Genomic DNA, 26,524 nt, shown 5'->3' with positions numbered 1-26,524 from the left:
GCGTCTTTTTTTCTATTTTCGCACAATAGCCATATAAAGACCGAAGCCAAGAAGCAGTAAGGGACCGAACATCTCTATAACATAGGATGCATGCGGTCCCGCCGTCTGTCTGAGTACAGAACTGTACAGGAAGCCGGCACCGAAAATGGAGAGCAGAACCCCTGTGAACCAGCCGGAATTTCTCGTTTTCAGCGAGTCGGCAAGAAAAGCGGTTCCAAAGTACAGAAAATACATGCCGGTGTGGTCGGGCCAGAATGCGGTGAACTGCAGGAGATAAAAGTGACCTCCGAATAATAACAGCAGCACTCCCGGAAGAAAAGAAAGCGGAATACGCCCGCTGATGCTTTCCAAAAGAAAAGCGGTCCCCGAAACCAGAAGCAGTATGGGCCAGGCAGTCCACAGTCCGCCTGCGGTAAGCTCCCAGTTTTCGACCATAAGCATCAGGGCAAGCCCGGAAACAATGATACCATAAAAAATGCTCTGCTTTTTCATATGTATCCTCCATCAAGTCATTAGAATTATGTCGATTATTTATGATATCATAAAACAATATAAACCTCAGCCGGTCCTGCCGGCTTCTGTATAAGGAATCATACAAGGAATCAAAAGTCAGGAGCTGTTCACATTTCATTATTCATGTGCATGGCGGGCATGATATAATAGTCAGGTGTAGACAAGTATACGTATAAGTGTGACGCTTTACAAAAGAGAGAGACATCGCTGCAATCGGGGGTGAAGAAAACATGCACATTATCGTTGCCGGCTTTGATTATAAAACGACCCCTGTCGAAATCAGAGAACAGCTGGCGTTTCAGGAAGAATCGCTGCCGGATGCGCTGCAGAAACTTAGAAGCATGAAAAGCATATTGGAATGTACCATTGTATCAACCTGTAACCGTACGGAGATTTATGTTGTTGCCGATCAACTGCATACCGGACGTCATTTTATTAAGAAATTCCTGTATGAATGGTTCGGCCTTCCTATAGATGAGTACGGGGCTCACCTGAATATCCGGGAAAATGATACTGCGATACAGCACCTTTTCCGGGTGAGCACAGGGCTGGACTCTATGGTTCTTGGGGAGACACAGATTCTGGGTCAGGTAAAAGACAGCTTTTTTCTCGCACAGAAGGAGGAAGCCACTGGAACTGTACTGAATGAACTGTTCCGGCAGGCTGTCACGTTTGCGAAGAAATCACACAACGAGACAGAGATTAATGATAATGCGGTTTCGGTCAGCTATGCCGCTGTTGAACTGGGTAAAAAGATTCTCGGTGATTTCCGGGACAAGCATGTTATGGTGCTTGGCGCCGGTGACATGAGCGAATTGACAGCTAAACACCTTTATGAAGGTGGAGCAGCTGAGGTGACGGTGTTGAACCGGACGTATGCCAAGGCCGCTGAACTGGCGGAACGGTTTTTCGGTACGGCTGGTAGTATGGAAGAACTGCGCCGCTACATGGAAAAAGCGGATATTGTTATTTCATCCACAGGCTCCAGTGATTATGTGATAGATAAGACATGGATGGAGAGTGTGCTGAAACAGCGCCGCGGCCGTCCGCTTTTCATGGTGGATATTGCCGTTCCACGCGACTTTGATCCCGCTCTGGAAAAGCTGGACAATGTCTTCCTGTATGATATTGATGACCTGCAGGGCATCGTGGCGGCAAATATGGAAGAACGAAAGATGGAAGCAGAAAAAATAGAAGCAGGTATTCAGGACGAACTCGTTTCTTTCAAAGAGTGGGTGCACACACTTGGTGTAGTACCTGTCATTTCCGCACTGAGAACGAAAGCGTTGTCCATCCAGTCCGAAACGATGGACAGCCTGGAGCGCAAACTTCCGGATTTATCGGAGCGTGACAAAAAGGTGCTGCGTAAGCATACGAAGAGCATAGTCAATCAGATGCTCCGTGAACCCATTACAAGAGCGAAAGAAATGGCCGGAGAACCTGATGCAGATGAGTCGCTTGCATTGTTCACCGAAATATTCGGACTGGATGAGGAAGTGGAAGCGGCCAGAGAGGCCGAAGAGAAGCAGTTAAAAGTGGAAGAAGCGGAACAGGAATGGGGCCGCCGTAAGAAACGTCAGATTTCCCCTTATGCCTACGCTCAGGATATCAGCTTCCACTCCTAGGAGAGGAGTTGTCACGAATGGTTGCTTCTGCGGGCATTATTTATGCTTTAACGATTGTACTGTACAGTCTGAGTGTGCTCGGATATTTTATTGATTTTCTGCAGAACAACCGGAAGGTGAACCGGACCGCCTTCTGGTTGCTTTCTATCGTATGGGTGCTTCAGACACTGTTTTTTGTTATTCGAGCGCTTCAGTATGACAGACTGCCCATCATTACACCTTTTGAAGGGCTCTTTTTTTATGCCTGGCTTCTCGTGAGTCTGTCTCTGATTATTAACTGGTTTTTCCGTGTGGACTTTCTGGTGTTTTTTACTAATGTCGTAGGTTTTGTCATGATGGCTTTCAGTTTATTTACGCCGGGCGGTGATGTGCCGTCGGATTTGAATGAGCTTCTTATCTCCGAGCTTCTGATTGTTCATGTGACTCTTATTATGATAGGCTACGCTGCCTTCACCATAGCCTTTGTTTTTGCGGCGCTGTATGTTTTCCAGCATCATCTGCTGAAACAGAAACGATGGGGCAAGCGGCTTCTGCGCCTGGAGAATCTTCCGAAAATGGAACGCTTTATTTTCTGGATGACAACATTTGGTGTTCCTTTTATGCTGCTTGGCTTCATTCTTGGGTTTGTATGGGCCTCGATTCAGCTTTCCCAGCTGCCGTGGCTTGATGCCAAAGTCATCGGGTCGGCTGTCGTGCTGGCTGTGTACAGCGCTTATCTCTATCTATGGGCAGTCCGCCATCGTAGAGGCTATAATATGGCGCTGTTTAATATAGCGGGGTTTATGTTCGTTTTGATTAACTATTTTCTATCAAGCGAACTTACTGATTTTCATTTCTGGTATTTTTAAAACACAGGGGACAATGTATAGATGTATTCCTTCTGGTGCAGGATGGAAAAGACATTAGTCCCCGGCACCCGGTTTTAACGGATGGAGGTATATGATGCGCACGATCGTACTCGGAACAAGAAAAAGCAACCTGGCCATGAAACAGACCGAATGGGTCATTGATGAATTGAATCAACGTGGTCTTCCCTACCATTTTGATACGAAGAAAATCGTAACAAAAGGGGATAAAATACTTGATGTAACTCTCTCTAAAGTAGGGGGGAAAGGGCTTTTCATCAAGGAAATTGAAGAAGCTCTCACCAATAACGAGATTGATATAGCGGTCCACAGCATGAAAGATCTTCCCGGTGAAGTGGAAGAAGGCTTTACGCTGGGAGCCATTACAAACAGAGTCGATCCGCGGGATGTGCTGATTTCAGCAGACAATGTACTGCTGGATGATCTGCCTGAAGGAGCTGTGGTCGGCACGAGCAGCCTGCGCCGTTCTTCTCAGATACTGGCGAGACGGCCTGATATAGAAGTCCAGTGGATCCGCGGCAATATAGAGACGCGTCTCCGCAAACTGCGGGAAGAAGATTTTGACGCCATCGTTCTTGCCGCGGCCGGACTTACCCGCATGGGATGGGATGAAAAAATTGTAACAGAGTATCTAGATCCTGATATCTGCCTTCCGGCGGTTGGACAAGGTGCACTCGGACTGGAATGCAGGGAGGATGACAAAGAAGTTCTTGATGTCCTGGCAGAACTGAATGATGAGATTATCTCAAGGCGTGTGAGAGCGGAACGTGCATTTCTGCAGACCGTTGAGGGCGGCTGCCAGGTGCCGATCGGCGGCTATGCCATGCTTGAATCCAATGGAGATATCAGCCTCACGGCTATGATTGGATCTCCGGACGGAGAGACCATACTTAAAACTTCCCGGAGGGGCTCTGAACCGGAAACGGTCGGGGAACTGGCCGCAGAGGAACTGCTGCAGCAGGGAGGTAAAGAAATTCTCGACAAAGTAAAAAGCGAGCTGGATCAAACATGACACAGGCCCTCGCCGGCAGAAGTGTTCTAGTAACAAGGCCTCCCGGTCAGAGCGGTGTGTTGAAGCGTTTGATTGAAGCAGAGGGAGGGACAGCTCTTGTTCTGCCGATGATCGAAACGGTCCGCACAAATGACTGGGATGCGTTGAAAAAACGTGCTGCACAGAAAACGTGGGACTGGGTTGTTTTCACAAGCGCCAACGCACCGGCTTATTTTTCGGAACTGTTGTCGGAAGGTTCCATTACCATTCCGAAAACATGCCGGACGGCAGCTGTAGGGCAAAAAACAGCAGAATCCCTGCGTAGAAGAGGATGGCCTGATCCTGTCCTTCCGGAGGTTAATGACGGAGACGGCCTGGCCGAAACGCTGCGCAGCCAAGTGAAACCGGGAGATACGGTTCTTTTTCCAAAAAGTGCACGAGCCCGCTCTGTTATTGTAGATATGCTTCAGGAAGCAGGGGCGGATGTGTATGAACTCCCGCTTTACACAAGCGCTCCTGCGTTTAAAAACCAGGATAAGCTGGTGTCATGGGTATACGAGGGACGGATGGATTATGTAACATTTACAAGTCCTTCGGCCGTTAAAGCCTTTGTTCATTTTCTGAGAAACGTTCCGGAGAAAGACTGGAAACAACTGGACACGGTGAGCATTGGATCGATCACGGATAAAGAAGCAGCAAGGCAGGGCTTTATTTCCCGCAGAACGGCGGAACCATCCACGGTTGAGGGTATCGTGCGAACATTAACAGTGTTTTAAAAGGAGGATGACGTGATGAATGAGCTGACATTTCACCGGCACCGCCGGCTGCGGCGTACCCCGGGCATACGGAAAATGGTACGGGAAACGGTACTGCAGAAAGAAGATCTCATTTTTCCTATTTTTGTACTCGAAGGCCGCGATATAAAGAACGAAGTACCTTCGATGCCGGGGGTGTATCAGGTGTCGCTGGATCATCTCGGTGAGGAGATGAACCGGCTGGAGTCTTCCGGCGTTCCTGCTGTCATCGTGTTCGGTATTCCGGAGCATAAAGACGAGAATGGAACTCAGGCGTATGCTGAAGAAGGTATCGTTCAGAAAGCGATCCGCCAAATCAAACAGACCCACCCGGATTTAACTGTCATTGCAGACACCTGCCTCTGTCAGTATACAGATCACGGGCACTGCGGCATTATTGAGCACGGAACGATTGTCAATGATACCTCACTGGATCTGCTTACTAAAACCGCTGTGAGCCAGGCTGATGCAGGTGCTGATATCATCGCGCCTTCCAATATGATGGACGGCTTTACAGCTGCCATCCGCAAAGGCCTGGATGAAGCGGGGTACACAAATATTCCGGTCATGTCTTATTCTGTCAAATTCGCTTCTGCATTTTACGGTCCGTTCCGGGATGCAGCGCACAGCTCTCCTTCTTTCGGCGACCGGAAAACGTATCAGATGGACCCGCCGAACCGGTTGGAAGCACTGCGGGAAGCAGCATCGGATGTAGAGGAAGGGGCAGACTTTCTCATTGTGAAACCGGCGCTTTCCTACCTCGATGTCGTGCGCGAAGTGAAAGATGAAACAGCTAAACCAGTCGTTGCTTATAATGTATCCGGTGAATACGCCATGATAAAAGCTGCTGCTGCCAACGGCTGGATTGATGAAAAAGAAGTGGTCATGGAAAAACTGACGAGCATGAAACGAGCCGGCGCCGATCTCATTGTAACCTACTTCGCGATAGATGCAGCCGCCTGGATAGATCAAGAACAATAACACGAATTACTGGGAGCTGTCTTTTTATTACAGCTCCTTTTTTATAATGAAAAAAGGGGAAGAGAGGACAGGTCATCGGTTTATTTGATAAGCTGGAAGGGGAAAAGGGAAAGCATAGTAAAGGAGTGTTGGAGATGAAAACGTTTGATAAGTCCCAGGCGGCGTTTGATAAAGCGGAACCACTTATGCCGGGCGGAGTAAGCAGCCCGGTTCGTACGTATAACTCCGTCGGCCATCCGCCGGTTTACATTGAAGAAGGAAAAGGTTCCAAAGTGTGGGATCTTGATGGCAATGAATTTATTGATTATGTTCTGTCCTGGGGACCGCTGATCCGCGGCCATGCCGATGATCATGTCGTCGAACAGCTGAAAAAGACGGTCGAAAAAGGGACCAGTTTCGGTACCTCCCATCAGATGGAGACGAAACTGGCTGAACTCATTATTGACCGGGTACCTTCGATTGATGTCGTACGGATGGTGAACTCCGGCACGGAAGCGACCATGAGCGCGCTCCGGCTTGCCCGTGGTTTTACCGGGCGCGATAAGATAGTCAAAATGGAGGGTTGTTACCACGGACACGGGGATTCTCTTCTAATTAAAGCAGGATCCGGAGTGGCAACACTCGGCCTGCCGGACAGCCCCGGCGTCCCGTCCGGCACTGCTTCCAATACGCTGACTGTACCGTATAACGACCTGGAAAGTTTAAAACTCGCGTTTGAGAAATACGGGGAGGAAATCGCCGCCGTCATTATGGAGCCGGTCACCGGAAACATGGGCGTTGTACTGCCTGAGGAAGGCTTTCTGCAGGGTGTCCGCGATATTACGGAAGAAAACGGAAGCCTCCTTATTTTTGATGAGGTGATGACCGGTTTTCGTGTCGGTTACAACAGTGCGCAGGGAGAGTTCGGCGTCACACCGGATTTGACTTGTCTTGGCAAAACAATCGGCGGAGGACTGCCGGTTGGTGCTTACGGCGGACGCAAAGATATTATGGCAAAAATCGCTCCGGATGGTTCGATTTATCAGGCCGGCACGTTGTCAGGCAACCCTCTTGCCATGACAGCAGGCTATGAAACCTTGAGCCAGCTGACTCCGGCAGATTATGAGCGTTTCCGCAAGCTTGGGGATCAGCTCGCCGATGGACTCGAAGCAGCAGCCGCCAGACACGGGATACCGCATCATGTAAACCGTGCCGGTGCGATGACGACGCTTTTCTTCACAGAGGAAAAAGTAACCGATTTTGCTTCCGCAAAAACATCGGATCTCCATATGTTTGCCGCTTATTTCCGGGAAATGATGGAGCAGGGCATATCGCTGCCGCCTTCACAGTTTGAAGGAATCTTTCTTTCCACAGCCCACAGCGAAGAAGACATTGAGAAAACGATCGACGCCGCAGAAAAGACGTTTTCTAAAATAAAGGCATAAAAAAAGAAGAGCAGCGCCCGGATTACATTCCGGCGCTGCTCTTCTTTTGCGGTGGCGGGGAGGCAAAGGCAAGTAATGCGGCTGTGACAGGCAGAATGGTCATCATCCAGAGAATCTCGTTGTACTGTCCAAAATAGTCAAAGGCCATGCCGAACGGAAGCGGACCCAGCGCTGATCCTATAACAATAGCAGTTGTAGCAAAACTTTTCAGTTTGCCGATATGATTAAGGCCAAAGTATTCCGGCCAGATCATGTTATTGCAGATTTTTGTCATTCCGTCAAAAACGCCCCATAACACAATGAAAATAACAACGCTCCAAACGGCTTGTGCATATACAAGAAGGATGAGGGTTAAAGCGCTCAAAAGGAAACTGAAGGAATAAACCATATGGAGTTTGACCCGTTCTACGACAAAACCTGCCGCAAGGGTGAACAAAAACGCCGTGATTGGCATTAAACTGAGCAGAAACGCAATAACCGGCCGCCCAATGCCCTTTTCTCCCAAAATCGAAAATAAGTGAATTGTAATACCAGTATTGACCAAAGCGGGAACGACGGCGCAAAATAGTGCAAACCAAAACGATTTCGTACGGATGGCGGCGTCAACCGACCAGGAGGATTCTTCCCGCTCTTTCGCTGATGCAGCTGCTGCTTCCTCCATATTACCGTTTTGGCCGTCATTATCTGGAAGCAGGCCAACATCTTCCGGCCGGTTCCGGATAAAAATAAACGCCGCAGGTACAAAAACGATAAGAAGTATGGTTCCCCAAAACATCCATGCGAATCTCCAGCCGCCGACCTCAATCAGAAAGAAATGAATAGGCGGCATGGCGGCACCGCTGGCAAGAACACCAAGGGTCATGAAACTGAAGGCACGCCCCCTCTGTTTTGAAAACCACTGCGGAACCAGAGTATTTGGTACCAGTGTCATCGATCCCTGTCCGAAAAGACGAAGCATAAAAAAGCCGATAAACATCATCACCGGTCCTATAATGGCACTGTTCCAAAAGCATGCTGCCCCAAGAAGTGTTCCGACAAGAACGGTTGTATACCGCTGTCCTTTTTTATCAATCAGACGTCCTGTTAAAAACAGCAGAAGTCCGGCGGTAAGAGTAGCCGCCGAATAAAGACTGGAAATCATCGTGCGGTTTCCTTCAAACTCTTCAATGTAAATGTCCATAAATACAGAAATAGAATATGTTTGTCCCGGCCCTGAGAAGAAGGCACCCAGAGCCGCCATGGCAACAACCAGCCAACCATAAAAAAACGGCGGATGAACGGGCAGTTTATTTTTCCCGAGCCCGCGCACCGTCTTATTATCAGCAAATTTCATCTTATCCCTAATCCCCTTTTTTTATATCCCGCTCACTGGTGGACGAGAACCCATCGCTTGGATACACGAATACATTCTATCAATCTGTCCTATGAAAAACAATGCAGCAGGGATTGCTATTCATAGTTTTTACGGACACGGCATATAGTGAAAGGGATAACGAATGAAGGTTGAAGCTTTCATGATAAAGACAACCTTGCGCATAACCTGATACAAAGGAGGGCTCAGTGTATGACAGAAGCACACTCTTCGGAGCTGACGTTCAGTCTGGAAGAATCGGTGTGGCTGAATCAGGGCGAAAAGATCAAGGAATTGGTGTCACTGGGATTGGATCCGGATATTAGAATTGAAGAAAAATATGATTATGTCGACATTAAAGGCGGCCTGTACCTGAAAGGGGAGTATTATCCCGAGACAGAAAATGAGGAGAGCGAGGCAGAGAGAGAGCCGGCTCCCCGTTACATTGAAAGAAATAATCGGAGAGAAGATGGGATCGGCGAATTGAAGCACTTTTTTCCAGTAGATGTGACGGTCCCGCTGAACCGGATTCATCATCTCGATGATGTGTACGTAACGATTGACAGCTTTGATTATGACCTTCCCGAACCCGGATGCATTCAATTGACAGCGGATGTAAGTATTTCGGGGGTGCAGGAACGCGGGCATAAGGAAGAGACAGAGGAAGCCGGGGAACCAGCTGCTGTTGAGCCCCTCCCGGTGTGGGAAATGGAAGATGTATTCCGGCCGGAGAATAAAGAAGACAATGAACAGGCCGGCGGCGAAAAAGACAACAAAGAGACAGAGCTGTGGTCAGATACACAGCAGAGAGAAGAAGAGATGGAAACGGAGGAAGATGCATCAGACATTGTCACGTCTTTTTATAAACGTGACACAGAAGAGGACCATCTGCCGGCACATTCAAACAGAGACGAAGATCCGCCGGAGGAAATGGAGGCTGAAGACAGCAGCGATCCGGACGAAACAGATCAGACAGGGGACAGGGATGACAATGCCTTGTATTTAACGAAAATGATGACCAGCGGAGAAGAAGATTTCTCCCGGCTGAAGATGTGCATCATCCAGGAAAATGAATCCATCGAACAGATTGCCCAGCGGTATCATACAACGGCAGGACATCTGCTCCGATTTAACCGGCTGAATCATGAACATGTAGAGGAAGGGCAGATATTGTATATTCCCGCTCCTGTTTCCACACCCGGACCGGAAAACACCTGATACCGGCGGACTGCACGGATTATCCGTATGCTCAGCGGGTGACCGTGCAGCATAAATAAGCACCGGTCAGCAAAAAGAGAAGCATTACGTCAAACGTAGTCGGAAAAATCAACGTACGGATGATCTGGAAAATAATCAGGACGAAAAGTATCTGCATGACAGCCAGTTTCCATTTCCGCCACCACCTCGGTTTCGGCCGGTGATGGTGGTGCTTTTTTTTATGTTTTCGGGGAGGGGGGCACGGTGGACCTGGGTAAGGGGGATAACCCATGAAAATCCTCCTTTCTGTACGGTGGATAGTTTTCTCTTCTCCTATGCATATGCAGATTCTCTGGAAATGTTGCCGTTTGAAGAAGGTTCCATTTCATGAAGGGATGCGCCTTGACGAGAGAGTCTTTTCCCCGTAAAATATGACTATACTTACTATAGAAACTGCGAACAACAGGGAGGAGTACGGATCATTCCGCCTGAAAAAGAGAGAAAAACCCGAGGCTGAGAGGTTTTTTGAGGAAGGATATCCGGAAGGTCGCCCTGGAGCTGCTTTTCTGAAACGACAGTAGGAAAAGCCGGAGCCCCCGTTATCCAGATGAAGCGCACAGCAGGGAAAGCTGTGAATAAAGGTGGTACCGCGAGACTCTTCGTCCTTTGAACAGGGTGGAGGGATTTTTTTATGCCGGAAATAGAAATAACAAGAATTGTCCCAAATGATCCTGCGATCATTATCTGGAAATATCTAAAAACGTCCAAGAAAAACATCTCGGGACAAGGCTGTATTTTGGAAAAAAGCGCCGGCCAACCGTGGACATACACGTAGACTCCTGTGGGAAAAGCAACAGCTGAAGACGCCGCAGGGAGCGATTTTCTCCCGAGGAGGCTGAAGCGTTGCCCACGGAAAGCGAAGGGTATGGGAACGGTGGCCGTCCATCAGCAAAGCATGAACAAGACTTTTGAAGAAACGAAATATAAGCTTTTTAAAAAGGCTTAAATATAATATATGAGGAGGAAATGTGATGACGGAACAACATACGGATATGCCGACCAAATATGACCCGCGTGACACGGAAACAAAGTGGTATCCATACTGGACGGAGCAGTCCTATTTTGAAGCAGAAGGAACAGGGGACAAAGAGCCTTTTACCATTGTCATTCCGCCGCCGAACGTAACCGGCAGGCTTCATCTCGGCCACGCCTGGGATACGACGCTGCAGGACATTCTATCCCGTCTGAAGCGGATGCAGGGATACGATACGCTCTGGCTGCCGGGGATGGATCACGCCGGTATTGCCACCCAGGCGAAAGTGGAAGGAAGATTAAAAGAAGAAGGAATGGACCGATATGAACTCGGCCGCGAGGGTTTCCTGGAAAAATCATGGGAATGGAAGGAAGAATACGCTGATTTTATCAGGCAGCAGTGGGCGAAACTTGGTCTTTCCCTGGACTATTCCAGAGAGCGGTTTACGTTGGACGAAGGATTGTCCACAGCGGTTCGTGAAGTTTTTGTTTCCCTCTACAATAAAGGTTTGATTTACCGCGGACAGTATATTATCAACTGGGATCCGGATACCCGGACGGCCCTTTCCGATATTGAAGTTGACTACAAAGATGTTCAGGGTCACTTTTATCACATGAAATATCCGCTGAAAAATGGAAACGGTCATATTGAAGTCGCGACGACAAGACCGGAAACGATGCTTGGGGATACCGCTGTCGCCGTGCACCCGGAGGATGAGCGATACAACCATCTTATCGGGCAGACTGTTGTTCTGCCAATTATCGGCCGTGAAATAGAGATAATCGCCGATGATTATGTGGATATGGAATTCGGATCGGGTGCCGTGAAAATCACACCGGCCCACGATCCGAACGACTTTGAAATGGGGAACCGGCATAACCTGGAACGCGTTCTTGTGATGGATGAATCCGGAACGATGAATGAAAATGCGGGCAGGTATCAGGGGCTTGACCGCTTCGACTGCCGCGCCCGGCTTGTGAACGATCTGCAGAAGGACGGTGTACTGTTCCAGATTGAGGACCATGAGCACTCCGTCGGTCACTCGGAGCGAAGCGGTGCTGTGGTGGAGCCGTATCTTTCCACGCAGTGGTTTGTGAAAATGAAACCACTGGCAGAGCAGGCGGTGGAACTTCAGAATCAAGAAGAAAAAGTACACTTCGTGCCGGACCGGTTTGAAAAAACATACCTGCACTGGCTCGACAACATCCGTGACTGGTGCATCTCCCGTCAGCTCTGGTGGGGCCACCGGATTCCAGCCTGGTACCATAAGGAAACAGGAGAAATGCATGTCGGCCATACAGCACCGTCCAATCCTGAAGAATGGGAGCAGGATGAAGATGTGCTGGATACGTGGTTCAGCTCTGCGCTCTGGCCGTTTTCGACGATGGGCTGGCCGGACAGGGAAGACCCGGACTTTCAGCATTTTTACCCAACCAATGTGCTTGTCACCGGCTATGACATCATCTTTTTCTGGGTCTCCCGCATGATCTTTCAAGGTCTGGAATTCACGGGACAGCGACCGTTTAAAGATGTTCTCATCCACGGTCTCGTCCGGGATGCAGAAGGCCGTAAGATGAGTAAATCGCTCGGCAACGGAGTAGACCCGATGGATGTGATCGACCAATACGGCGCCGATGCGCTGCGCTTCTTCCTTGCTACCGGAACAACCCCGGGTAACGATCTTCGTTTTCACTGGGAAAAGATCGAAGCGAACTGGAACTTTGCCAATAAGATCTGGAACGCGTCCCGGTTTGCGCTCATGAATATGGGAGACCTCACGTATGATGATATGGATCTGAATGGGGACAAAACAATGGCCGACCGCTGGATTCTTACGCGTCTTGAGGAAACCATCCGTGATGTGACGCGGCTCATGGATAATTATGAATTCGGTGAAGTGGGGCGTCTTTTATACAACTTCATATGGGATGACGTGTGCGATTGGTACATTGAGATGGCTAAACTTCCTTTGTACGGGGATGATGAAGCGGCAAGACATACAACACGCTCGGTTCTTGCTCACGTACTCGAACAGACGATGCGGCTGCTGCATCCGATCATGCCATTCATCACAGAAGAAATCTGGCAGCACCTCCCGCACAAGGGTTCATCCATCACAGTGGCAGCATGGCCAAAAGCCGATGAAGCATGGATGGATTCGGAATCAGTGGATGACGTGGAACTGCTTCAGCATGTGATTCGTTCGGTCCGTAATACCCGTGCGGAAATGAACGTCGCCCCGGGTAAAGAAATCGACCTGCAGATGAAACCGCAGACGAGCGTTGTGCAGGACCGCCTGGAACGCGGGCGCGCGTACCTTGAACGATTCTGCAATGCCGGTGAGCTTACGATTGATCCTGATATGGAAGCACCGGAAAAATCTGTGTCCCATGTTCTCAGCGGAGCGGAGCTGTACATGCCGCTGGCCGGCCTGATTGATCTGGAGGAAGAAATCTCCCGCCTCGAAAAAGAAAAGGAAAAGCTCAATAACGAAGTGGAACGGGTTCAGAAAAAGCTGGCGAATGAAGGATTTACCCGGAAAGCACCGGAAAACGTCGTCGCCGGGGAACGCGAAAAAGAAAAAGATTACCTGGAGAAACGGGAGAAAGTGACAGCCCGGATTCAGGAATTGAAAGCATAATAGAAAGAAATCGAGAGGGATGCAGTTATGCAGACGTACAAAGAAGCCCTCAGCTGGCTTGAGGAATTGAGCGCACGCGGCATCAGGCCCGGTCTGGACCGGGTCCGCATGATGCTTGAGGGTATCGGCAATCCAGAGCGGAGGTTGAAAAATATTCATGTCGGCGGAACCAACGGAAAAGGGTCCACAACTGCCTTTTTGAAAGAACCGATGAAAGAAGCCGATTTGGTATGCGGGACCTTCACTTCCCCGTATGTGCATGAATTCAGGGAACGTATCGCTGTTAACGGGGAACCAATATCAGAGGAAGACTTTTTGAAAAGCGCACAGGCTGTCCGCCCGGTTGTTGACAGTGTTGCAAAGACCCCTTTTGGACCGCCGACAGAATTTGAAGTACTGACCGTGATTGCCGCGCATTACTTTGCTTTTTCGGCGCATCCTGATGTGGTTGTCTGGGAAGTCGGCCTTGGCGGACGTCTGGATTCAACAAACGCGGTACATCCGATGATCACGATCATAACTAATGTCGGCCACGACCACCAGGCGATTCTCGGCGATACGATCGAAGAGATCGCACGCGAAAAAGCGGGTATCATTAAGTCGGGCGTTCCGGTTATTACGTGTGACACGAATCCTGCAGTGACAGAGATTCTGGAAGAAACCGCTGAAGATGCGCGGACGAGACTGTACCGGATCGATCGTGATTTTCATGTTACAGAGGCAGAAGCGGAATCGTCCGGATCGACCTTTTCGTTTCAGTCCATTTTAAATCATATTCCGGATGTAAACATTTCCATGCTCGGCCGCCATCAAACAAAAAATGCGGCAGCAGCCTTGATGGCATTTCGGTATTTGATGCTGTATTACGCTCTTCCGGTGGATGAGGAGCACATACGGCGCGGACTTCAGAAAGCATACTGGATCGGACGTATGGATTACCGGGAAACAACACCTCCGCTGCTGCTCGACGGCGCTCATAATAAAGAAGGAATGGAAAGTCTGGCCGAGGCACTTGAGGATCACTTTCCTGAACGCCCCCTTCATCTGATTGTCGGTATGACACAGGAAAAGGACCCTGCTGTGTTGTTGGAACCTTTAAAGACACTGCCCATTCAATCAGCGGCAGCGGCGGATTTCGACTTCTTCAGGGCGGCATCGGCAGAAGAAACCGCAGCCAAGAGCCCCGTTCCGGATACAAAAGCGTTCCCGGACTGGCAGACCGCATGGGAAAATGTACAGCAAAAAGCTTCGCCGGGTGATCTGGTTGTGGCTTCCGGCTCTCTGTATTTTATTTCAGAGATTACAGCGAAAGCATAACCAAACGAAAACTCCCGGACAACAACCTGGTACAGTCCTCGGGGAAGAGCAGATCATACAAAAAAAGCGGCTTTATGTTAAAGGCGGAGTTTGGGAAGGTGTCCCGGGCTTCGTCTTTTTACACCTATCGGTTATTATTTTCTGGATACCTCCTTTTGTACTACAGACAGAATATAGGGGAATGATGTATTCGATGCAGGTAGAAGGGATTTTATTCCATTGACCCGAACGGCTGGACATGCCATGATACAAAAGAAACCCGAAATGGCAGGATGAAATGGAAGGAGGATGGGTCTATGGTCTTTGCTGCCATGGCCGCCGCAGCGCTTGTCTGCTTTTTTGTGCTGGGAAAACTACCGGCATCTTGGAACCGGGGGGTTCAGGCACAGCTTGTACTCTCGGCGTTATTAACTGCCGCACTCATATATTTGCTGCATCAATTATATTCTTTTCCTGCAGCTGCCGTTGTTTTTCTGGTATTCATGCTGTTTTTTTCTTTTCTTATCGGAAAACAGATACAGTATACAGAGGAAGCAGCCGTTGAAGGAGAACAGCTTCCTTTAATGCGGGAGGAAGAACCGGTGGAAGAAAGACCGGAACCAGCGCTGGAAGAATCATTTAATCAGGCGCTGCCTGCAGAAGACAGCACAGAGCCCCGGGAAGAGCAGAAAGCCGGTGGAAGTATAACACAGTTTCGTGAAACGGAAAATTCTGTTTCAATGAAAGAAAATGATCTGATGGAAGAAGAGAACTTTTTTCAGCGGAGAGCATTTATGATTGAGGAGGAACCTCAAGAAGAAACAGAAGAAGATACAACGGACCGTATTCTTACGACGCAGAAAGAAGAAACCAGAACCACAGAAGAAACAGAGGAGAGCCATTGGTCGGATAAACGGGCAAAGCTTTTGAATGAGCTCGATGAAAAGCCGTCAGAAGATCCGGAAGACGGGTGGAGGAACGGCCATGAAACGAAATAGCTACATAGAAAAAGCAATGCTTCTGTTCACCTGTCTGACAGGTGTAATTCTGCTTTTTGCGCTTGGAGGGGCGGCGGCGTATGAATATGTCTGGCCTGAAGAGGAGACGCTTCCGTCCGAAGCTGTTGCAGGCGGGGTGGACATTGGTGGAATGAAAAGGTCGGAAGCAGAAGAATCGGTGTCTGAAGAATGGAAAAACTGGCAGCAGCAAGCAGGCGTGGCTCTCCGGCTTTTTGACGAAGAAGTGGTGATAGAAGGAGACCGTTTCACAGCCGAAGTAAAAGAAAGTGTACAGCAGGCTTTCACAGATCATAATGTTCCGCTTCACGTTTCCTGGAATAGTGGAGAAAATGCGCTCCCAGAAGCTTTAGACCGTTTTTCCTTTGTACACCTGCGCGATCGGATAGATATGACAGCGTTGAATGAACAGATAAGAACGATCGATAACGTCACACAGAATCAGACACAGACTCTGGATACCGGGACGTTTTTTATGGAGGAGCTTCCCTTGGAATCCACCACATTTAACAGGGTGACACTCTCTCCTGGTATGTCCGGATCGGCTCTGGAAGACTGGTCGCGGGCCCTGGATGGTTATGAAATGGAAGGAAATTCTGTATTCTCCCTTCTGGAAGTACTGGAGGAAAGCGGAAATACCGTCTATGATGATCCGGCACTTGATGCTCTGGCAACTGGTATATTTCAGGTACTGGCCGCCACCAATTTTGAACTGTCGGAGCGCCACATTAATGAGGAACTTCCACCATACGCAGCACCTGGAGAAGGCGCTCATGTCGATGTTCCGGACCGTGGTCTGGTGTTTTATAACCCCAATATCTACACCTATCAATGGAATGTTTCCTGGAATGGTTCCGAGCTCTCGCTTTCTCTGAGCGGACCGGAGTTTCTTCATTCCTATACGCTCGAGCAGCAAGACGAACAAACCATTCAACCACGTACCGTCGTGCAGTTTGACGAAAACCGGACAAGCGGCGGCCGGCAGACGATCCGTGAAGGAGAAAACGGGTATTACGCAGAAGCGGTCCGGGTGGTGACGGATGCAGATGGAAACATGCTGAAAGAAATGGTACTCGGTCAGGATTACTATCCCCCGGAACATCGCGTGGAAGAGGAAAGTCTTCAGACTGCTGATGAAAAGGAGGAAGAGCTGCCAGACATCGTAACAGACGATGGAGAGGGGAACGAAAACGACAGCCAATCTCAAATGCCGGACGAACAGAACGAAGAGGGTGAACAGGAAAACGAAGGCACCAACCCGGATAGTACGGAGCAGTCCCCACCCGAAGACTCCGGGGAAAACGAAGAGAACGAAAGCAGCAAGGAGACACAAGCAGGTTCAGAAGATGGCGGAGGTACAGGAGAACAGAACGGACAGCAGTCGATTAAAGGGTATGAGTAAAAAGGAGCGGTCTGTATGGAAAAAAAGCGGAAACGTCTCGGTGATTTACTGCTTGAAGCGGGTTTGATCAGAGAAACGGAGCTGCACGAGACACTGGAAGGCAAAAGGTCGGATCAAAAGCTCGGAGATGCGCTGCTTGAGAGGAAACATATTACCGAGCAGCAGCTGATTGAAACGCTGGAATACCAGCTCGGCATCTCCAGAATCAGTCTTTACAATTATCCGGTGGAAGAAGAAGCCGTGAAGCTGGTTTCAAAGGAATTCGCCAAAAGGCATGCGGTATTTCCTTTAAAAAAAGAAGGCAATCGTCTCCGTGTTGCGATGGCGGATCCGATGGATTACTTCGCGATGGATGAGCTCCGCGTATCGACCGGACTTCAGATTGAACCGGTGATTGCACCCCGCCGCGAAATACAGACGGCTGTCCAAAAACATTACCATATCCAGGAATCGCTCGAGGCGTTTGAAGAACAGAATGTGCCGGATGACATTGTGGAGACGGCAGAAGACGGTGAGGCTCCTGTCATACGCATGGTGAATCAGATGATTTTGTACGGCCTGCAGCAGCAGGCAAGTGACATTCATATCGATCCGCAGGAAAACAAAGTGCTCGTCCGTTACAGAATCGACGGTGTGCTGAAGACAGAGCGTGCTTTTCCAAAAAATATGCAGAACGTGTTGACCGCCAGGGTAAAGATTATGGCAGATCTCAATATTACGGAATCACGCCTGCCCCAGGACGGTCGTGTGAAGACAACGATCGATATGAACCCGGTTGATCTGCGTATTTCGATTCTGCCTACCATTTTCGGAGAGAAAATCGTGATGCGGATTATGGATATGAGCAGTTCATTGAACAACATTGAAGAACTGGGATTGAACAAGGTGAATTTCACCCGCTTCAAAAATATGATTGAACGGCCTTCCGGTATGGTGCTGTTAACCGGGCCGACCGGTTCCGGGAAGACATCCACCCTGTATGCGGCGCTGCATCATCTGAATACGGAAGGGGTGAATATTATCACCGTGGAAGATCCGGTGGAATACCAGCTGGAGGGTATCAATCAGGTACAGGTGAACAATAGAGTCGGGTTGACTTTTGCAGCCGGACTCCGTTCCATTCTGCGGCAGGATCCAAATATTGTCATGGTCGGAGAAATCAGAGATGCCGAGACGGCGGAGATAGCGATACGAGCTTCGCTGACCGGCCACCTTGTTTTCACGACACTGCATACGAACAGCGCTGTCGCCGCGGTACCGCGTTTAATAGACATGGGAGTGGAGCCGTATATGGTCGCTTCGTCTTTAACAGGAGTAGTGGCACAAAGACTTGTGCGCACCATCTGCCCCGACTGCAGAGAACCATATGAACTAAGCGAAATGGAAAAAGAACTATTTGAAAAACGCGGATTTTCTGCGGATACCATCTATAAAGGCAAAGGCTGCTCATCGTGTAATGAAACAGGTTACCGCGGCCGGGCTGCCATTCAGGAACTGCTGGAGATGGATGATACAATGCGCAATATGCTGATGAATTATAAGACCTCTTCCCATCTGCGTTCCTATGCCATGCAGGAAGGCATGATTTTTCTGATGGATGACGGCCTGCTGAAAGTGAAGAAGGGATGGACGACAGTGGAAGAAATACTGCGGGTTGCCGTAGATGAATAGGAAGGGGGAAACCGGGAGTGGCAGAATTGGATGCGCTTTTGACAGAAGCGTTTGAACAAGGAGCATCGGATATTCATCTGACCGTCGGGGTTCCGCCTATTTTCCGGATAAACGGGGAGCTCCACCGAATAGGGGAAGAGGCTCTTCGTCCGGCCGACACCGAGGAAATGGCGCGGTCGGTTATGCTGGAGCCGGTCTGGAACAAATTCCAGAAGAAAGGGGAAGTCGATTTTTCTTATGGAATACGTGGTGTTTCACGCTTTCGTATGAACGCCTATTTTCAGCGCTCCTGCGTCAGTATGGCTGTCCGTATTGTACCGACGCGCATTCCAGAGCTTGAGGAACTTCATCTGCCGTCTATTCTGGAATCGATTGCGCTCAAGCCCCAGGGACTTGTTCTTGTTACCGGACCGACCGGAAGCGGCAAGTCAACGACACTGGCTTCCATGATCGACTACATCAACCGGACGGAGAAACGCCACATTATTACGCTGGAAGATCCAATTGAGTACCTGCATAAGCACGGGAAGTCTCTGGTGGATCAGCGGGAAATTGGATTTGATACGCAGAACTTCGCAAGCGGCCTGCGCTCGTGTCTGCGCCAGGATCCTGATATTATTCTCGTTGGTGAAATGCGGGATCTGGAGACAATTGCTACGGCCATTACCGCAGCCGAAACCGGGCACCTCGTATTCGGTACGCTTCATACAACGAGCGCACCGGCGACCATTGACCGGATCATTGATGTGTTTCCCTCCGATCAGCAGGATCAGGTCCGCATTCAGCTGGCAACCGTCCTTTCCTCTGTAATCAGCCAGAGACTCTTTCGCGATGGAGAGGACAAAGGACGACGGGCAGCGACGGAGATCCTCATGAATAACGGAGCCGTCCAGAACTTGATTCGGAATGAAAAAATCCACCAGCTTCAGAGTGTGATGCAGACAAGCAGGGCTGAGGGCATGCATACGATGGAGATGAGCGTTCAGTCTCTTCTGCAGGACAACGCTGTTTCTTTAGACGATGCATCGCCTTTCCTTGAAAATAATAACCGGAATCGTTCGTGAACAACGCCGGCAAAATCACTGCGGCCATAGACCGTGCACCTTTAGTATTTTTGCAGAGAGGCAGGAGACATCATGCCGTATTATCATTACACAGGCCGAAATAAAAAAGGCCGGATTGTCAGTGGAAAGCAGAAAGGCTCCGGGGAAAATGAAGCGAAAGAGCGTCTTCAATCCAAAGGCATTGCCGTAAAGGAACTGCAGGAACTCGAAGGTTTTCTTTACCGTGACATTTCGATTGGCAGCGGAGTGACCGCCAAGGAATTTGTATTGTTCCTCCGGCAGTTCTCCACGCTGCTGCAAGCCGGTATTTCCGTCGTGGAATCGACCCACATTCTGGCCCGGCAGCTCTCGGGAAAGCAGTTCCGACGGATCTTGTCGGAGATGGAGGACGAGCTGCGTACCGGTCGCGCGTTTTCCCACGCGGCTTCCCGGCACCCTGCTGTCTTCACCCCGCTGTTTGTAAATATGATGAGAGCCGGCGAGGCCGGGGGAAATCTGGACGATATGCTTGATAAAATGGCTTCCTACTATGAGAAACGGTACGAAACCCGCCGCAAAGTAATGAATGCGCTCATTTATCCGGCTGTCATCGGAACCGTTGCAGCGGCCGTCGTGCTGTTTTTACTCCTATATATCGTTCCGACTTTTGCGGACATGTACGATTCGTTTGAAGCAGATCTTCCTTTGATTACGGTGTTTGTGCTGGAGGCCGGCCGGTTCGTTCAAAGCTTCTGGTGGCTGCTTCCTGCTGCAGCGGCCGCACTTGTGGTGCTGTGGAGAGGGTTGCGAAGCAGAAACCGTTCGTTTTTGTATTACACCGATTACGCCCTGCTGAAAATTCCTGTGTTCGGCACGCTGCTGCAAAAAGCTGAAATTGCGCGCATGACACGGACGCTGGGGTCGCTTTTTCAGAGCTCGGTCCCGATTATTCAATCTGTGGCGATCGTAGAAGGCACGACGGGAAACACCGTCATTACAGCCACTTTAAAGGAAGTCCGTGGTGCATTGGAGCGCGGTGAATCCATGGCAGGACCGCTCGAAAAAATGTGGGTATTTCCCCCCATGGTTACCCAAATGACAGCTGTTGGTGAGAAATCAGGGTCACTCGATACGATGCTGGAGCGAATTGCGGATTATTATGAAGCAGAAGTGGATGCAGCCGCCGATCAGATCAAATCGCTTATCGAACCGGTTATGATTCTTTTTCTTGCGGTCGTTGTCGGCATCATTGTCGCCTCGATTGCCATTCCAATGTTCGATATCTTCGGCCAGGTGCAGTAACCCGCAAAAAATATCGTGACAAAAGCAGTGCTGTTCACTATAATGAAAAACAGAACATGAGCAAAGAGAACGATGGGAGTGAAGATTAATGGTCTGTATATGGGCACTTGGACCATTTGAAGCTGTTAGTGCAACCGGCCATTTACGCCTGATTACACATTTAGACGCATATGGTCGTTTTTTTATGTTTAATTACAAAAAGTCAGGGGTATTAAGTCTCAGTCATGTAGATTTACATAGGAGGAATAAAGTAATGAAGAAACTAACGCAGCTGATGAAAAATCAACGCGGACTAACACTCATTGAACTACTCGCCGTCGTCGTCATACTCGGAATCATCGCAGCCATCGCCGTCCCAAGCATCGGAGGCATCATTGACAACACCAAAAAAGACGCTCACATCGCCAATGCCGAGCAGATGGTAAGTTCTGCCCGGCTTGCTCAGGCATCTGGCGTGAATGAAGAAGATAATGAAGGCAGTACTACTTATACGTTAGAGGATTTGGTTAGTGGGAATTACCTGGAAAGTCCTGAGAATCCTGGAGCATCGGATGAATATGGTGACGATACGCAAGTAGTTATTGAAAGAGGTGCTGATGGTGATACAACGTATACTGTTACTTTGACTTCTGAGAACGGCAATCATATTACTACTGAGGACAACACAGCTACAATTGAAGAACTACGTAACAACGGCCGTCAGTATATTTCTGTGGATGGAGAGTAAAAGTAATTATTAATATCTAAAAAAGCCTGTTAACAGTACGTTTGAATATTTGATGAATGGAATTAGCGGAAATGAAAAGATAAAAGTGCTTCCGATTATTTAAAAGAATAGTCGGAAGTGCTTTTTTTAGGTGTACTTGTTGGTAAAAACCTATGCTTTTACGTATAGGCAGCAACCTATTAATACTAGAGAGTCTGCAAATTTTTTAAAGTTCGGCACAATTTCTTTTTCAAACCTTTTTACCTGCGCCGGTCAGGGTATGGTAAAATAGACATGACAATCTACGACAAAGGTCGGGGGAAGTAGAAGATGGAGATCATAGGCGGGGTTTACATAGTGGTGCTCGGGCTGGTGCTCGGTTCGTTTTTTAATGTGGTCGGGGTCCGGGTGCCGCAGGGAGAATCTATTGTTCATCCGCGCTCGCACTGCCCGTCCTGCGGCACAACCCTGCAGGCGGCGGAGTTAATCCCGGTCGCCTCCTACTTCTTTTTAAAAGGGTCCTGCCGTACGTGCGGCACAAAGATTCCACCCTTTTATCCGGTCATGGAAACCGTTACAGCTGTGCTGTTTACAGCAGCCTGGCTGACCTGGGGTTTTTCCTGGGAGACCATCGCGGCACTTTTTGTCATCTCCCTGCTTGTCATTATTACAATCAGTGACAAATCCGCGATGCTGATACCGGATAAGGTCCTTCTGTTTTTTCTTTTTCCCATCGCTCTTCTCCGGTGGACGGCCGCTCCGCTCGAAACATGGTGGGATCCACTTGCGGGGGCGGCACTGGGTTTTTGTCTGCTCCTTGCCATTGCCGTAATCAGCAAAGGCGGCATGGGAGGAGGAGATATTAAGCTGTTTGCGCTGCTCGGGCTTTTCTTCGGCTGGCAGCAGCTTCTTCTCGCCTTTTTTCTCTCGGTGTTTGCCGGAGCGGTCCTGGGAGGCGCCGGACTCTTGACCGGGGCGGTGAAACGAGGCGTGCCGATGCCGTTTGGTCCGTTCATCGCAGCAGGCAGTGTGATGACACTCTTTTTCGGAGAGTCACTGTTAACATGGTACACCGGCTTTCTGTAAACCCGGATCTGCGGACACAACCCAGCTTTACTCGGGAGGAACTTTTTTATGGCGTTGTTTCAACGAAAGAAAGACAAGCGTAATACGCTCATCATCAAAGATCACGTGATCCGGTACGTGAGGTCTCGTAAACCGGATACGGGTGTAGTAGATACCATGGAGGAACGGTACCTTCCACCCGGCATCATTCGGGAGGGGCGGGTTCACGACGAGGAAACACTGCGGCAGATTTTTCATGAATGCGCTGATATGTGGGGACTTCACGGGGAACCGGTGCAGTACTGTGTACCGGATGCATTTGTCGTGGCGAGAGAAGTGTCCCTTCCCGATGAGGTAAGCACAGATGAAGTCAGCGCCTATTTGTACATGGAAGTCGGAGACAGTATTGCCGTTCCGTTTGATGAACCTTTATTTGATTATGTGTACATTCCGGAGAGACACGCTGCGGTGCTGCTGGTTGCACCGCGTGGTCCCGTCGATACATATGGAAGAATACTTGAATCCATCCGCTGCCGTCCGAATGCCGCAGATATTTCACCGCTCTGCTTGTACAGAGTGCTGACTTATTCCGAAGCGGTGCACCCTGCGGCTCATATGCTGTTACTTCAGGTGGATCTGCATGCAGCGACAATCAGTATTTTTCATGAAGGGAGACCTCTCTTCATCAGCCGGGTCTCACTGGAAAGCGGGGAAGAGGACTGGTCGCTGCAGACGGGCCGCTCCCAATCCCATCCGGTCTGGAAAGGAACTCCGGAGCAGCTGCAGAAGCAGATAGAAACAACAGCTGACGAAGTGGGGCGGATCATGAATTTCTACCAGTATTCCATGAAGCGTGGAGAAGAAGGTATCGGTGTTGTGTTCACGGGAGGAGATCATCCCTTTCTTGAACGGTGGACCGATACGCTCGTCCGCCGCTTTGACATTCCGGTGAAACAGGCCGGTGCGGCCCGGCTCACAGCTGGAGAAGAAGAAATGCCAGTACGATTTTATGAAAATGCCGGACTTGTTCTTAAACATAACGTTCATTAAAAATCCGCAGCACAGTACAGACAGGGAGGGGCCGGTTATGTCAGCAGATATCAACCTGCTTCCGGAAAAAGAAAAACGAGATATTACATGGCTTCTGCTGGCAGGGATTCTGCTCGTTTTGTTTCTTGCTGTGTTTCTGTTTTTTCAGATTGCTGAAAGCCGTCAGGATCAACAGCTGTCAGAGTTGAATACAAGACAGCAGGAACTTACTGCCGACCTGGAAGAAGAAGCGGGTGTCGATGGGAGAACAGCTCAAATCCAGGCTCACCAAAGCACCCTGAAGGAACTGAAAAACGCGGTCGTCCCAGCTTCGCCGCTGATTCGCGCAGTATCAGCTTCCCTGCCGTCGGATGGCTATATTCAGACTTTTGATTATGCCTATCCTTCCACGCTTCGTGTGACGGTGCAGCTTAATGAAGTGAAACAAGCAGCAGACCTGCAGTTTGCATTAGGGGAAGCAGCTATTATTGAAAATGTCACGATGGAAAGCTTGAATGCCTCGAGTCCATCCGGAGAAAATACACCATCGCCCGAGGAGCAGAACCGGATGCCTCGGTATGATGCGGTTTATGAGATGGATGTGACGGGCACAGCGGTCCAGGAGGAAGGTGAAGCTGTTGCGGATTGATATGGAAAAGCGGCACTGGATCGCGGTCATCTGCGTTGTGCTGCTGCTTGCTGGATATGCCGCGTTTCAGTACGTCAATGGAATACAGCCCCTTTCAGCTGAAAAGGAACGGCTGCAGCAGAACATTCAGGCGATGGAAGCGCAGCTTGAGGAACGCACGTCCGGCACAGAAGAAAAGGAAGATGAGGATTCCACCCTTTTCCAAGGGCTTAAGCAGCTGCCTCTCCAGCCCCGGACCGAGGAATTCCTGCTTGCGCTTGACCGTGCGGAAGAACTCTCGGGAAGCTATATTGCAGCCACGGAACGAATGGAACCCGGAAACACGGCAGCCGGTGATACAGAACCGGAAGAGGAGTCACAAGAACAGGAAACCACAGGAGACACGGGGCAGCCGGATTCCGAAAGCGGTACGGACACGGAGGCGCAGCCAGAAGAGAATGGGACTCCTGTATTGTACGAGGAGACGGAAACAGGAACGGCAGCCTATCACGTCCGGGCCCGTACCCCGGAGTATGCCAATCTGCTGCGGCTTGTGGAATCACTGGATAACAATAACAGAGTGATGAATATCGATTCGATCTCTTTTCAGGGCAGGGAAGAAATAGTACAGGAAGATCAGGAGCGCGGGACGCTGACCGTCGATCTTGTGATAACGGCTTTTCATTATACAGGGGAAAAACAGGATCTGGAGGACCTTCCTGCATCCTCCACATTGGAAGAACCAGATGGAAATGACAATCCCATCCGTTGATCCGATTTACGTTGACATTCTTTTCAGGAACGGGGCGACAAGTCTCCCGTTCTTTTTTATTGCCGGTATGCTACAGTTATGGCACTCCCGGAAGATAGAGGAAGCCATTCACCGGGAAATAGGATCATGCCCGGCATAGGGTGAGAAGGAGGATGTCATGAAAAAGGACAAGCCTGGTTTTTCTCTGAAGATCAATGGAACAAACGTAAATGAAACAAAAGATACCGAGCCGTCTCGTGAAGAAACAGCCCCCGAGATCCGGGACTGGAAAACCCGGAGAGACATGGAAGAGGCCGCAGCAGCCGCCGGTACGAAACAAAGAAAGCGTCCGCGTCTTCCTCTTGGAAGTCATCGCAAAAAACGAAAACCCCGCCGTCCGGATGCGGACAAGATACTTCAGCCTCCCATATATTTTATATCACTGACAGCAGGTGCTGCTGTACTCGGATTAATTTTCGGCGTTATGCTGCTGCAGTTTGTATCTGCCGGAGATTCTTCATCAGGTGCCGAACCAAAAGCGGAGCCCCCCGGAATCACAGCTGACTTTAATGATTCTTTAACAGCTTACTTCATTCAGGCCGGAGCTTTCACTAAGAAAAGTAAAGGCGTCGAAATGCAGCAGTCCCTTACCAGTGAAGGGTATCCCGGGATTTTGACGTATGACGGGGAATACTACTACTTATTTACAGGTGTCCACCTGCAGCAAAAAGCGTCGGACGAGCGTATATCATTTTTTGAGGAAAAAGGGATACAAGTTTTTCAAAAGACAAGAACGATTCGTGATCCCGAACCAATGGAAGAAAAAGGAGAAAATCAAAAACAGCTGATCAAAGTGAAAGAACTGCTGGAACAGGCGGCGGATAAAGAAAATGGTTCAACAGAAGAAGGAACGGTACGTGAAGCGTTCGCTGCTTTTCTTTCTGAAGCATCGTTACCGGATGGTGCCACCAATACCAAGCTGAAAGAATCGATGCAGCGTATGGAAACAGAGTGGCCGGAAAAGGAGGAAACCTCCGCTTCTTTCCAGGAAGCATTTATCGAAACGGTACTGTACTATGAACAAGCTGTTTATGAATTTAACGGCACCGAAACAGAGGAAGAAAAATCATAAATAGGAGGAAAATATTTCTTGCTGTTTCTCCGGTTGTTTGGTACACTTTTTTCACTACTGATATAAT

The 26,524-nt window shown here is 49.4% G+C and carries 22 protein-coding genes, 1 riboswitch and 1 other annotated feature; of the genes, 20 read left to right on the top strand and 2 right to left on the bottom strand.

Annotated elements, in window-relative coordinates; all coding sequences use genetic code 11:
- Positions 1–12 precede the first annotated feature (12 nt).
- Complete coding sequence (locus tag ACFSUB_RS06900) at positions 13–492, bottom strand: hypothetical protein (RefSeq protein ID WP_380712454.1); 480 nt, start codon at positions 490–492, stop codon at positions 13–15.
- A gap of 251 nt (positions 493–743) precedes the next feature.
- Between ACFSUB_RS06900 and hemA the strand changes: the two genes are divergently transcribed.
- From hemA to hemL, 6 genes are all read left to right on the top strand, one after another.
- The gene (hemA, locus tag ACFSUB_RS06895; protein WP_380712453.1) at positions 744–2,138 is read left to right on the top strand and encodes a glutamyl-tRNA reductase; all 1,395 of its coding nucleotides are present in this window, start codon (positions 744–746) and stop codon (positions 2,136–2,138) included.
- A 17-nt stretch (positions 2,139–2,155) separates the two neighbouring features.
- On the top strand, positions 2,156–2,986 hold the full coding sequence (locus tag ACFSUB_RS06890) for a cytochrome C assembly family protein (RefSeq protein WP_380712452.1): 831 nt from the start codon (positions 2,156–2,158) through the stop codon (positions 2,984–2,986).
- A gap of 94 nt (positions 2,987–3,080) precedes the next feature.
- Entirely contained in the window at positions 3,081–4,016 is a 936-nt protein-coding gene (gene hemC / locus ACFSUB_RS06885; RefSeq protein ID WP_380713200.1) for a hydroxymethylbilane synthase, read from the top strand.
- A complete protein-coding gene (locus ACFSUB_RS06880) occupies positions 4,013–4,771 on the top strand; it encodes a uroporphyrinogen-III synthase (protein ID WP_380712451.1) in 759 nt (252 codons plus the stop codon). The genes hemC and ACFSUB_RS06880 overlap by 4 nt, the downstream gene beginning before the upstream one ends.
- Positions 4,772–4,786: 15 nt before the next feature.
- Positions 4,787–5,770, top strand: a complete 984-nt coding sequence (hemB, locus tag ACFSUB_RS06875) for a porphobilinogen synthase (protein WP_380712450.1) — start codon at positions 4,787–4,789, stop codon at positions 5,768–5,770.
- A 134-nt stretch (positions 5,771–5,904) separates the two neighbouring features.
- Positions 5,905–7,194, top strand: a complete 1,290-nt coding sequence (hemL, locus tag ACFSUB_RS06870) for a glutamate-1-semialdehyde 2,1-aminomutase (protein WP_380712449.1) — start codon at positions 5,905–5,907, stop codon at positions 7,192–7,194.
- 22 nt (positions 7,195–7,216) lie between these two features.
- Here the strand turns inward: hemL and ACFSUB_RS06865 are convergent, their stop codons facing one another.
- Positions 7,217–8,527 carry an MFS transporter gene (locus tag ACFSUB_RS06865; RefSeq protein ID WP_380712448.1) on the bottom strand — a complete coding sequence of 437 codons (1,311 nt, stop codon included), beginning with the start codon at positions 8,525–8,527 and terminating at the stop codon, positions 7,217–7,219.
- A 231-nt stretch (positions 8,528–8,758) separates the two neighbouring features.
- Here ACFSUB_RS06865 and spoVID point away from each other — a divergent pair, with 231 nt between their 5' ends.
- From spoVID to ACFSUB_RS06795, 14 genes are all read left to right on the top strand, one after another.
- On the top strand, positions 8,759–9,763 hold the full coding sequence (gene spoVID / locus ACFSUB_RS06860; RefSeq protein ID WP_380712447.1) for a stage VI sporulation protein D: 1,005 nt from the start codon (positions 8,759–8,761) through the stop codon (positions 9,761–9,763).
- 428 nt (positions 9,764–10,191) lie between these two features.
- Positions 10,192–10,412, top strand: a binding site (T-box leader).
- Between the two features lie 361 nt (positions 10,413–10,773).
- On the top strand, positions 10,774–13,416 hold the full coding sequence (locus ACFSUB_RS06855; protein WP_380712446.1) for a valine--tRNA ligase: 2,643 nt from the start codon (positions 10,774–10,776) through the stop codon (positions 13,414–13,416).
- A gap of 27 nt (positions 13,417–13,443) precedes the next feature.
- Positions 13,444–14,733, top strand: a complete 1,290-nt coding sequence (locus ACFSUB_RS06850) for a bifunctional folylpolyglutamate synthase/dihydrofolate synthase (protein WP_380712445.1) — start codon at positions 13,444–13,446, stop codon at positions 14,731–14,733.
- Positions 14,734–15,029: 296 nt separating this feature from the next.
- Positions 15,030–15,710, top strand: coding sequence for a hypothetical protein (locus tag ACFSUB_RS06845; protein ID WP_380712444.1), 681 nt, complete (start codon positions 15,030–15,032; stop codon positions 15,708–15,710).
- A complete protein-coding gene (locus ACFSUB_RS06840; protein ID WP_380712443.1) occupies positions 15,697–17,130 on the top strand; it encodes a hypothetical protein in 1,434 nt (477 codons plus the stop codon). The genes ACFSUB_RS06845 and ACFSUB_RS06840 overlap by 14 nt, the downstream gene beginning before the upstream one ends.
- A 15-nt stretch (positions 17,131–17,145) precedes the next feature.
- Positions 17,146–18,801 carry a GspE/PulE family protein gene (locus ACFSUB_RS06835; RefSeq protein WP_380712442.1) on the top strand — a complete coding sequence of 552 codons (1,656 nt, stop codon included), beginning with the start codon at positions 17,146–17,148 and terminating at the stop codon, positions 18,799–18,801.
- A 17-nt stretch (positions 18,802–18,818) separates the two neighbouring features.
- Positions 18,819–19,865, top strand: a complete 1,047-nt coding sequence (locus ACFSUB_RS06830) for a type IV pilus twitching motility protein PilT (protein WP_380712441.1) — start codon at positions 18,819–18,821, stop codon at positions 19,863–19,865.
- A gap of 72 nt (positions 19,866–19,937) precedes the next feature.
- Complete coding sequence (locus ACFSUB_RS06825; protein ID WP_380712440.1) at positions 19,938–21,146, top strand: type II secretion system F family protein; 1,209 nt, start codon at positions 19,938–19,940, stop codon at positions 21,144–21,146.
- A gap of 65 nt (positions 21,147–21,211) precedes the next feature.
- A riboswitch (cyclic di-GMP riboswitch) is annotated at positions 21,212–21,294 on the top strand.
- A 105-nt stretch (positions 21,295–21,399) separates the two neighbouring features.
- The gene (locus ACFSUB_RS06820; RefSeq protein ID WP_380712439.1) at positions 21,400–21,873 is read left to right on the top strand and encodes a competence type IV pilus major pilin ComGC; all 474 of its coding nucleotides are present in this window, start codon (positions 21,400–21,402) and stop codon (positions 21,871–21,873) included.
- A gap of 309 nt (positions 21,874–22,182) precedes the next feature.
- Entirely contained in the window at positions 22,183–22,938 is a 756-nt protein-coding gene (locus ACFSUB_RS06815; RefSeq protein ID WP_380712438.1) for a prepilin peptidase, read from the top strand.
- 48 nt (positions 22,939–22,986) lie between these two features.
- Positions 22,987–23,967, top strand: coding sequence for a type IV pilus biogenesis protein PilM (gene pilM / locus ACFSUB_RS06810; protein ID WP_380712437.1), 981 nt, complete (start codon positions 22,987–22,989; stop codon positions 23,965–23,967).
- A 37-nt stretch (positions 23,968–24,004) separates the two neighbouring features.
- Complete coding sequence (locus tag ACFSUB_RS06805) at positions 24,005–24,595, top strand: hypothetical protein (protein ID WP_380712436.1); 591 nt, start codon at positions 24,005–24,007, stop codon at positions 24,593–24,595.
- Positions 24,585–25,346, top strand: coding sequence for a hypothetical protein (locus ACFSUB_RS06800; protein WP_380712435.1), 762 nt, complete (start codon positions 24,585–24,587; stop codon positions 25,344–25,346). Before ACFSUB_RS06805 ends, ACFSUB_RS06800 begins: the two co-directional genes overlap by 11 nt.
- A gap of 157 nt (positions 25,347–25,503) precedes the next feature.
- Positions 25,504–26,457, top strand: a complete 954-nt coding sequence (locus tag ACFSUB_RS06795) for a hypothetical protein (RefSeq protein ID WP_380712434.1) — start codon at positions 25,504–25,506, stop codon at positions 26,455–26,457.
- Positions 26,458–26,524: the final 67 nt, after the last annotated feature.

Origin of the sequence: Salibacterium lacus, assembly GCF_042684865.1 — a bacterium.
GTDB classification, from domain to species: domain Bacteria; phylum Bacillota; class Bacilli; order Bacillales; family Marinococcaceae; genus Salibacterium; species Salibacterium lacus.
This window is presented reverse-complemented; position numbering and strand designations above follow the sequence as displayed.

Bases quoted from the DNA above. Each gene is read 5' to 3' on its own strand.
- ACFSUB_RS06900 (WP_380712454.1), bottom strand. From the start codon at position 492: ATGAAAAAGCAGAGCATTTTTTATGGTATCATTGTTTCCGGGCTTGCC.
- hemA (WP_380712453.1), top strand. From the start codon at position 744: ATGCACATTATCGTTGCCGGCTTTGATTATAAAACGACCCCTGTCGAA.
- ACFSUB_RS06890 (WP_380712452.1), top strand. From the start codon at position 2,156: ATGGTTGCTTCTGCGGGCATTATTTATGCTTTAACGATTGTACTGTAC.
- hemC (WP_380713200.1), top strand. From the start codon at position 3,081: ATGCGCACGATCGTACTCGGAACAAGAAAAAGCAACCTGGCCATGAAA.
- ACFSUB_RS06880 (WP_380712451.1), top strand. From the start codon at position 4,013: ATGACACAGGCCCTCGCCGGCAGAAGTGTTCTAGTAACAAGGCCTCCC.
- hemB (WP_380712450.1), top strand. From the start codon at position 4,787: ATGAATGAGCTGACATTTCACCGGCACCGCCGGCTGCGGCGTACCCCG.
- hemL (WP_380712449.1), top strand. From the start codon at position 5,905: ATGAAAACGTTTGATAAGTCCCAGGCGGCGTTTGATAAAGCGGAACCA.
- ACFSUB_RS06865 (WP_380712448.1), bottom strand. From the start codon at position 8,527: ATGAAATTTGCTGATAATAAGACGGTGCGCGGGCTCGGGAAAAATAAA.
- spoVID (WP_380712447.1), top strand. From the start codon at position 8,759: ATGACAGAAGCACACTCTTCGGAGCTGACGTTCAGTCTGGAAGAATCG.
- ACFSUB_RS06855 (WP_380712446.1), top strand. From the start codon at position 10,774: ATGACGGAACAACATACGGATATGCCGACCAAATATGACCCGCGTGAC.
- ACFSUB_RS06850 (WP_380712445.1), top strand. From the start codon at position 13,444: ATGCAGACGTACAAAGAAGCCCTCAGCTGGCTTGAGGAATTGAGCGCA.
- ACFSUB_RS06845 (WP_380712444.1), top strand. From the start codon at position 15,030: ATGGTCTTTGCTGCCATGGCCGCCGCAGCGCTTGTCTGCTTTTTTGTG.
- ACFSUB_RS06840 (WP_380712443.1), top strand. From the start codon at position 15,697: ATGAAACGAAATAGCTACATAGAAAAAGCAATGCTTCTGTTCACCTGT.
- ACFSUB_RS06835 (WP_380712442.1), top strand. From the start codon at position 17,146: ATGGAAAAAAAGCGGAAACGTCTCGGTGATTTACTGCTTGAAGCGGGT.
- ACFSUB_RS06825 (WP_380712440.1), top strand. From the start codon at position 19,938: ATGCCGTATTATCATTACACAGGCCGAAATAAAAAAGGCCGGATTGTC.
- ACFSUB_RS06820 (WP_380712439.1), top strand. From the start codon at position 21,400: ATGAAGAAACTAACGCAGCTGATGAAAAATCAACGCGGACTAACACTC.
- ACFSUB_RS06815 (WP_380712438.1), top strand. From the start codon at position 22,183: ATGGAGATCATAGGCGGGGTTTACATAGTGGTGCTCGGGCTGGTGCTC.
- pilM (WP_380712437.1), top strand. From the start codon at position 22,987: ATGGCGTTGTTTCAACGAAAGAAAGACAAGCGTAATACGCTCATCATC.
- ACFSUB_RS06805 (WP_380712436.1), top strand. From the start codon at position 24,005: ATGTCAGCAGATATCAACCTGCTTCCGGAAAAAGAAAAACGAGATATT.
- ACFSUB_RS06795 (WP_380712434.1), top strand. From the start codon at position 25,504: ATGAAAAAGGACAAGCCTGGTTTTTCTCTGAAGATCAATGGAACAAAC.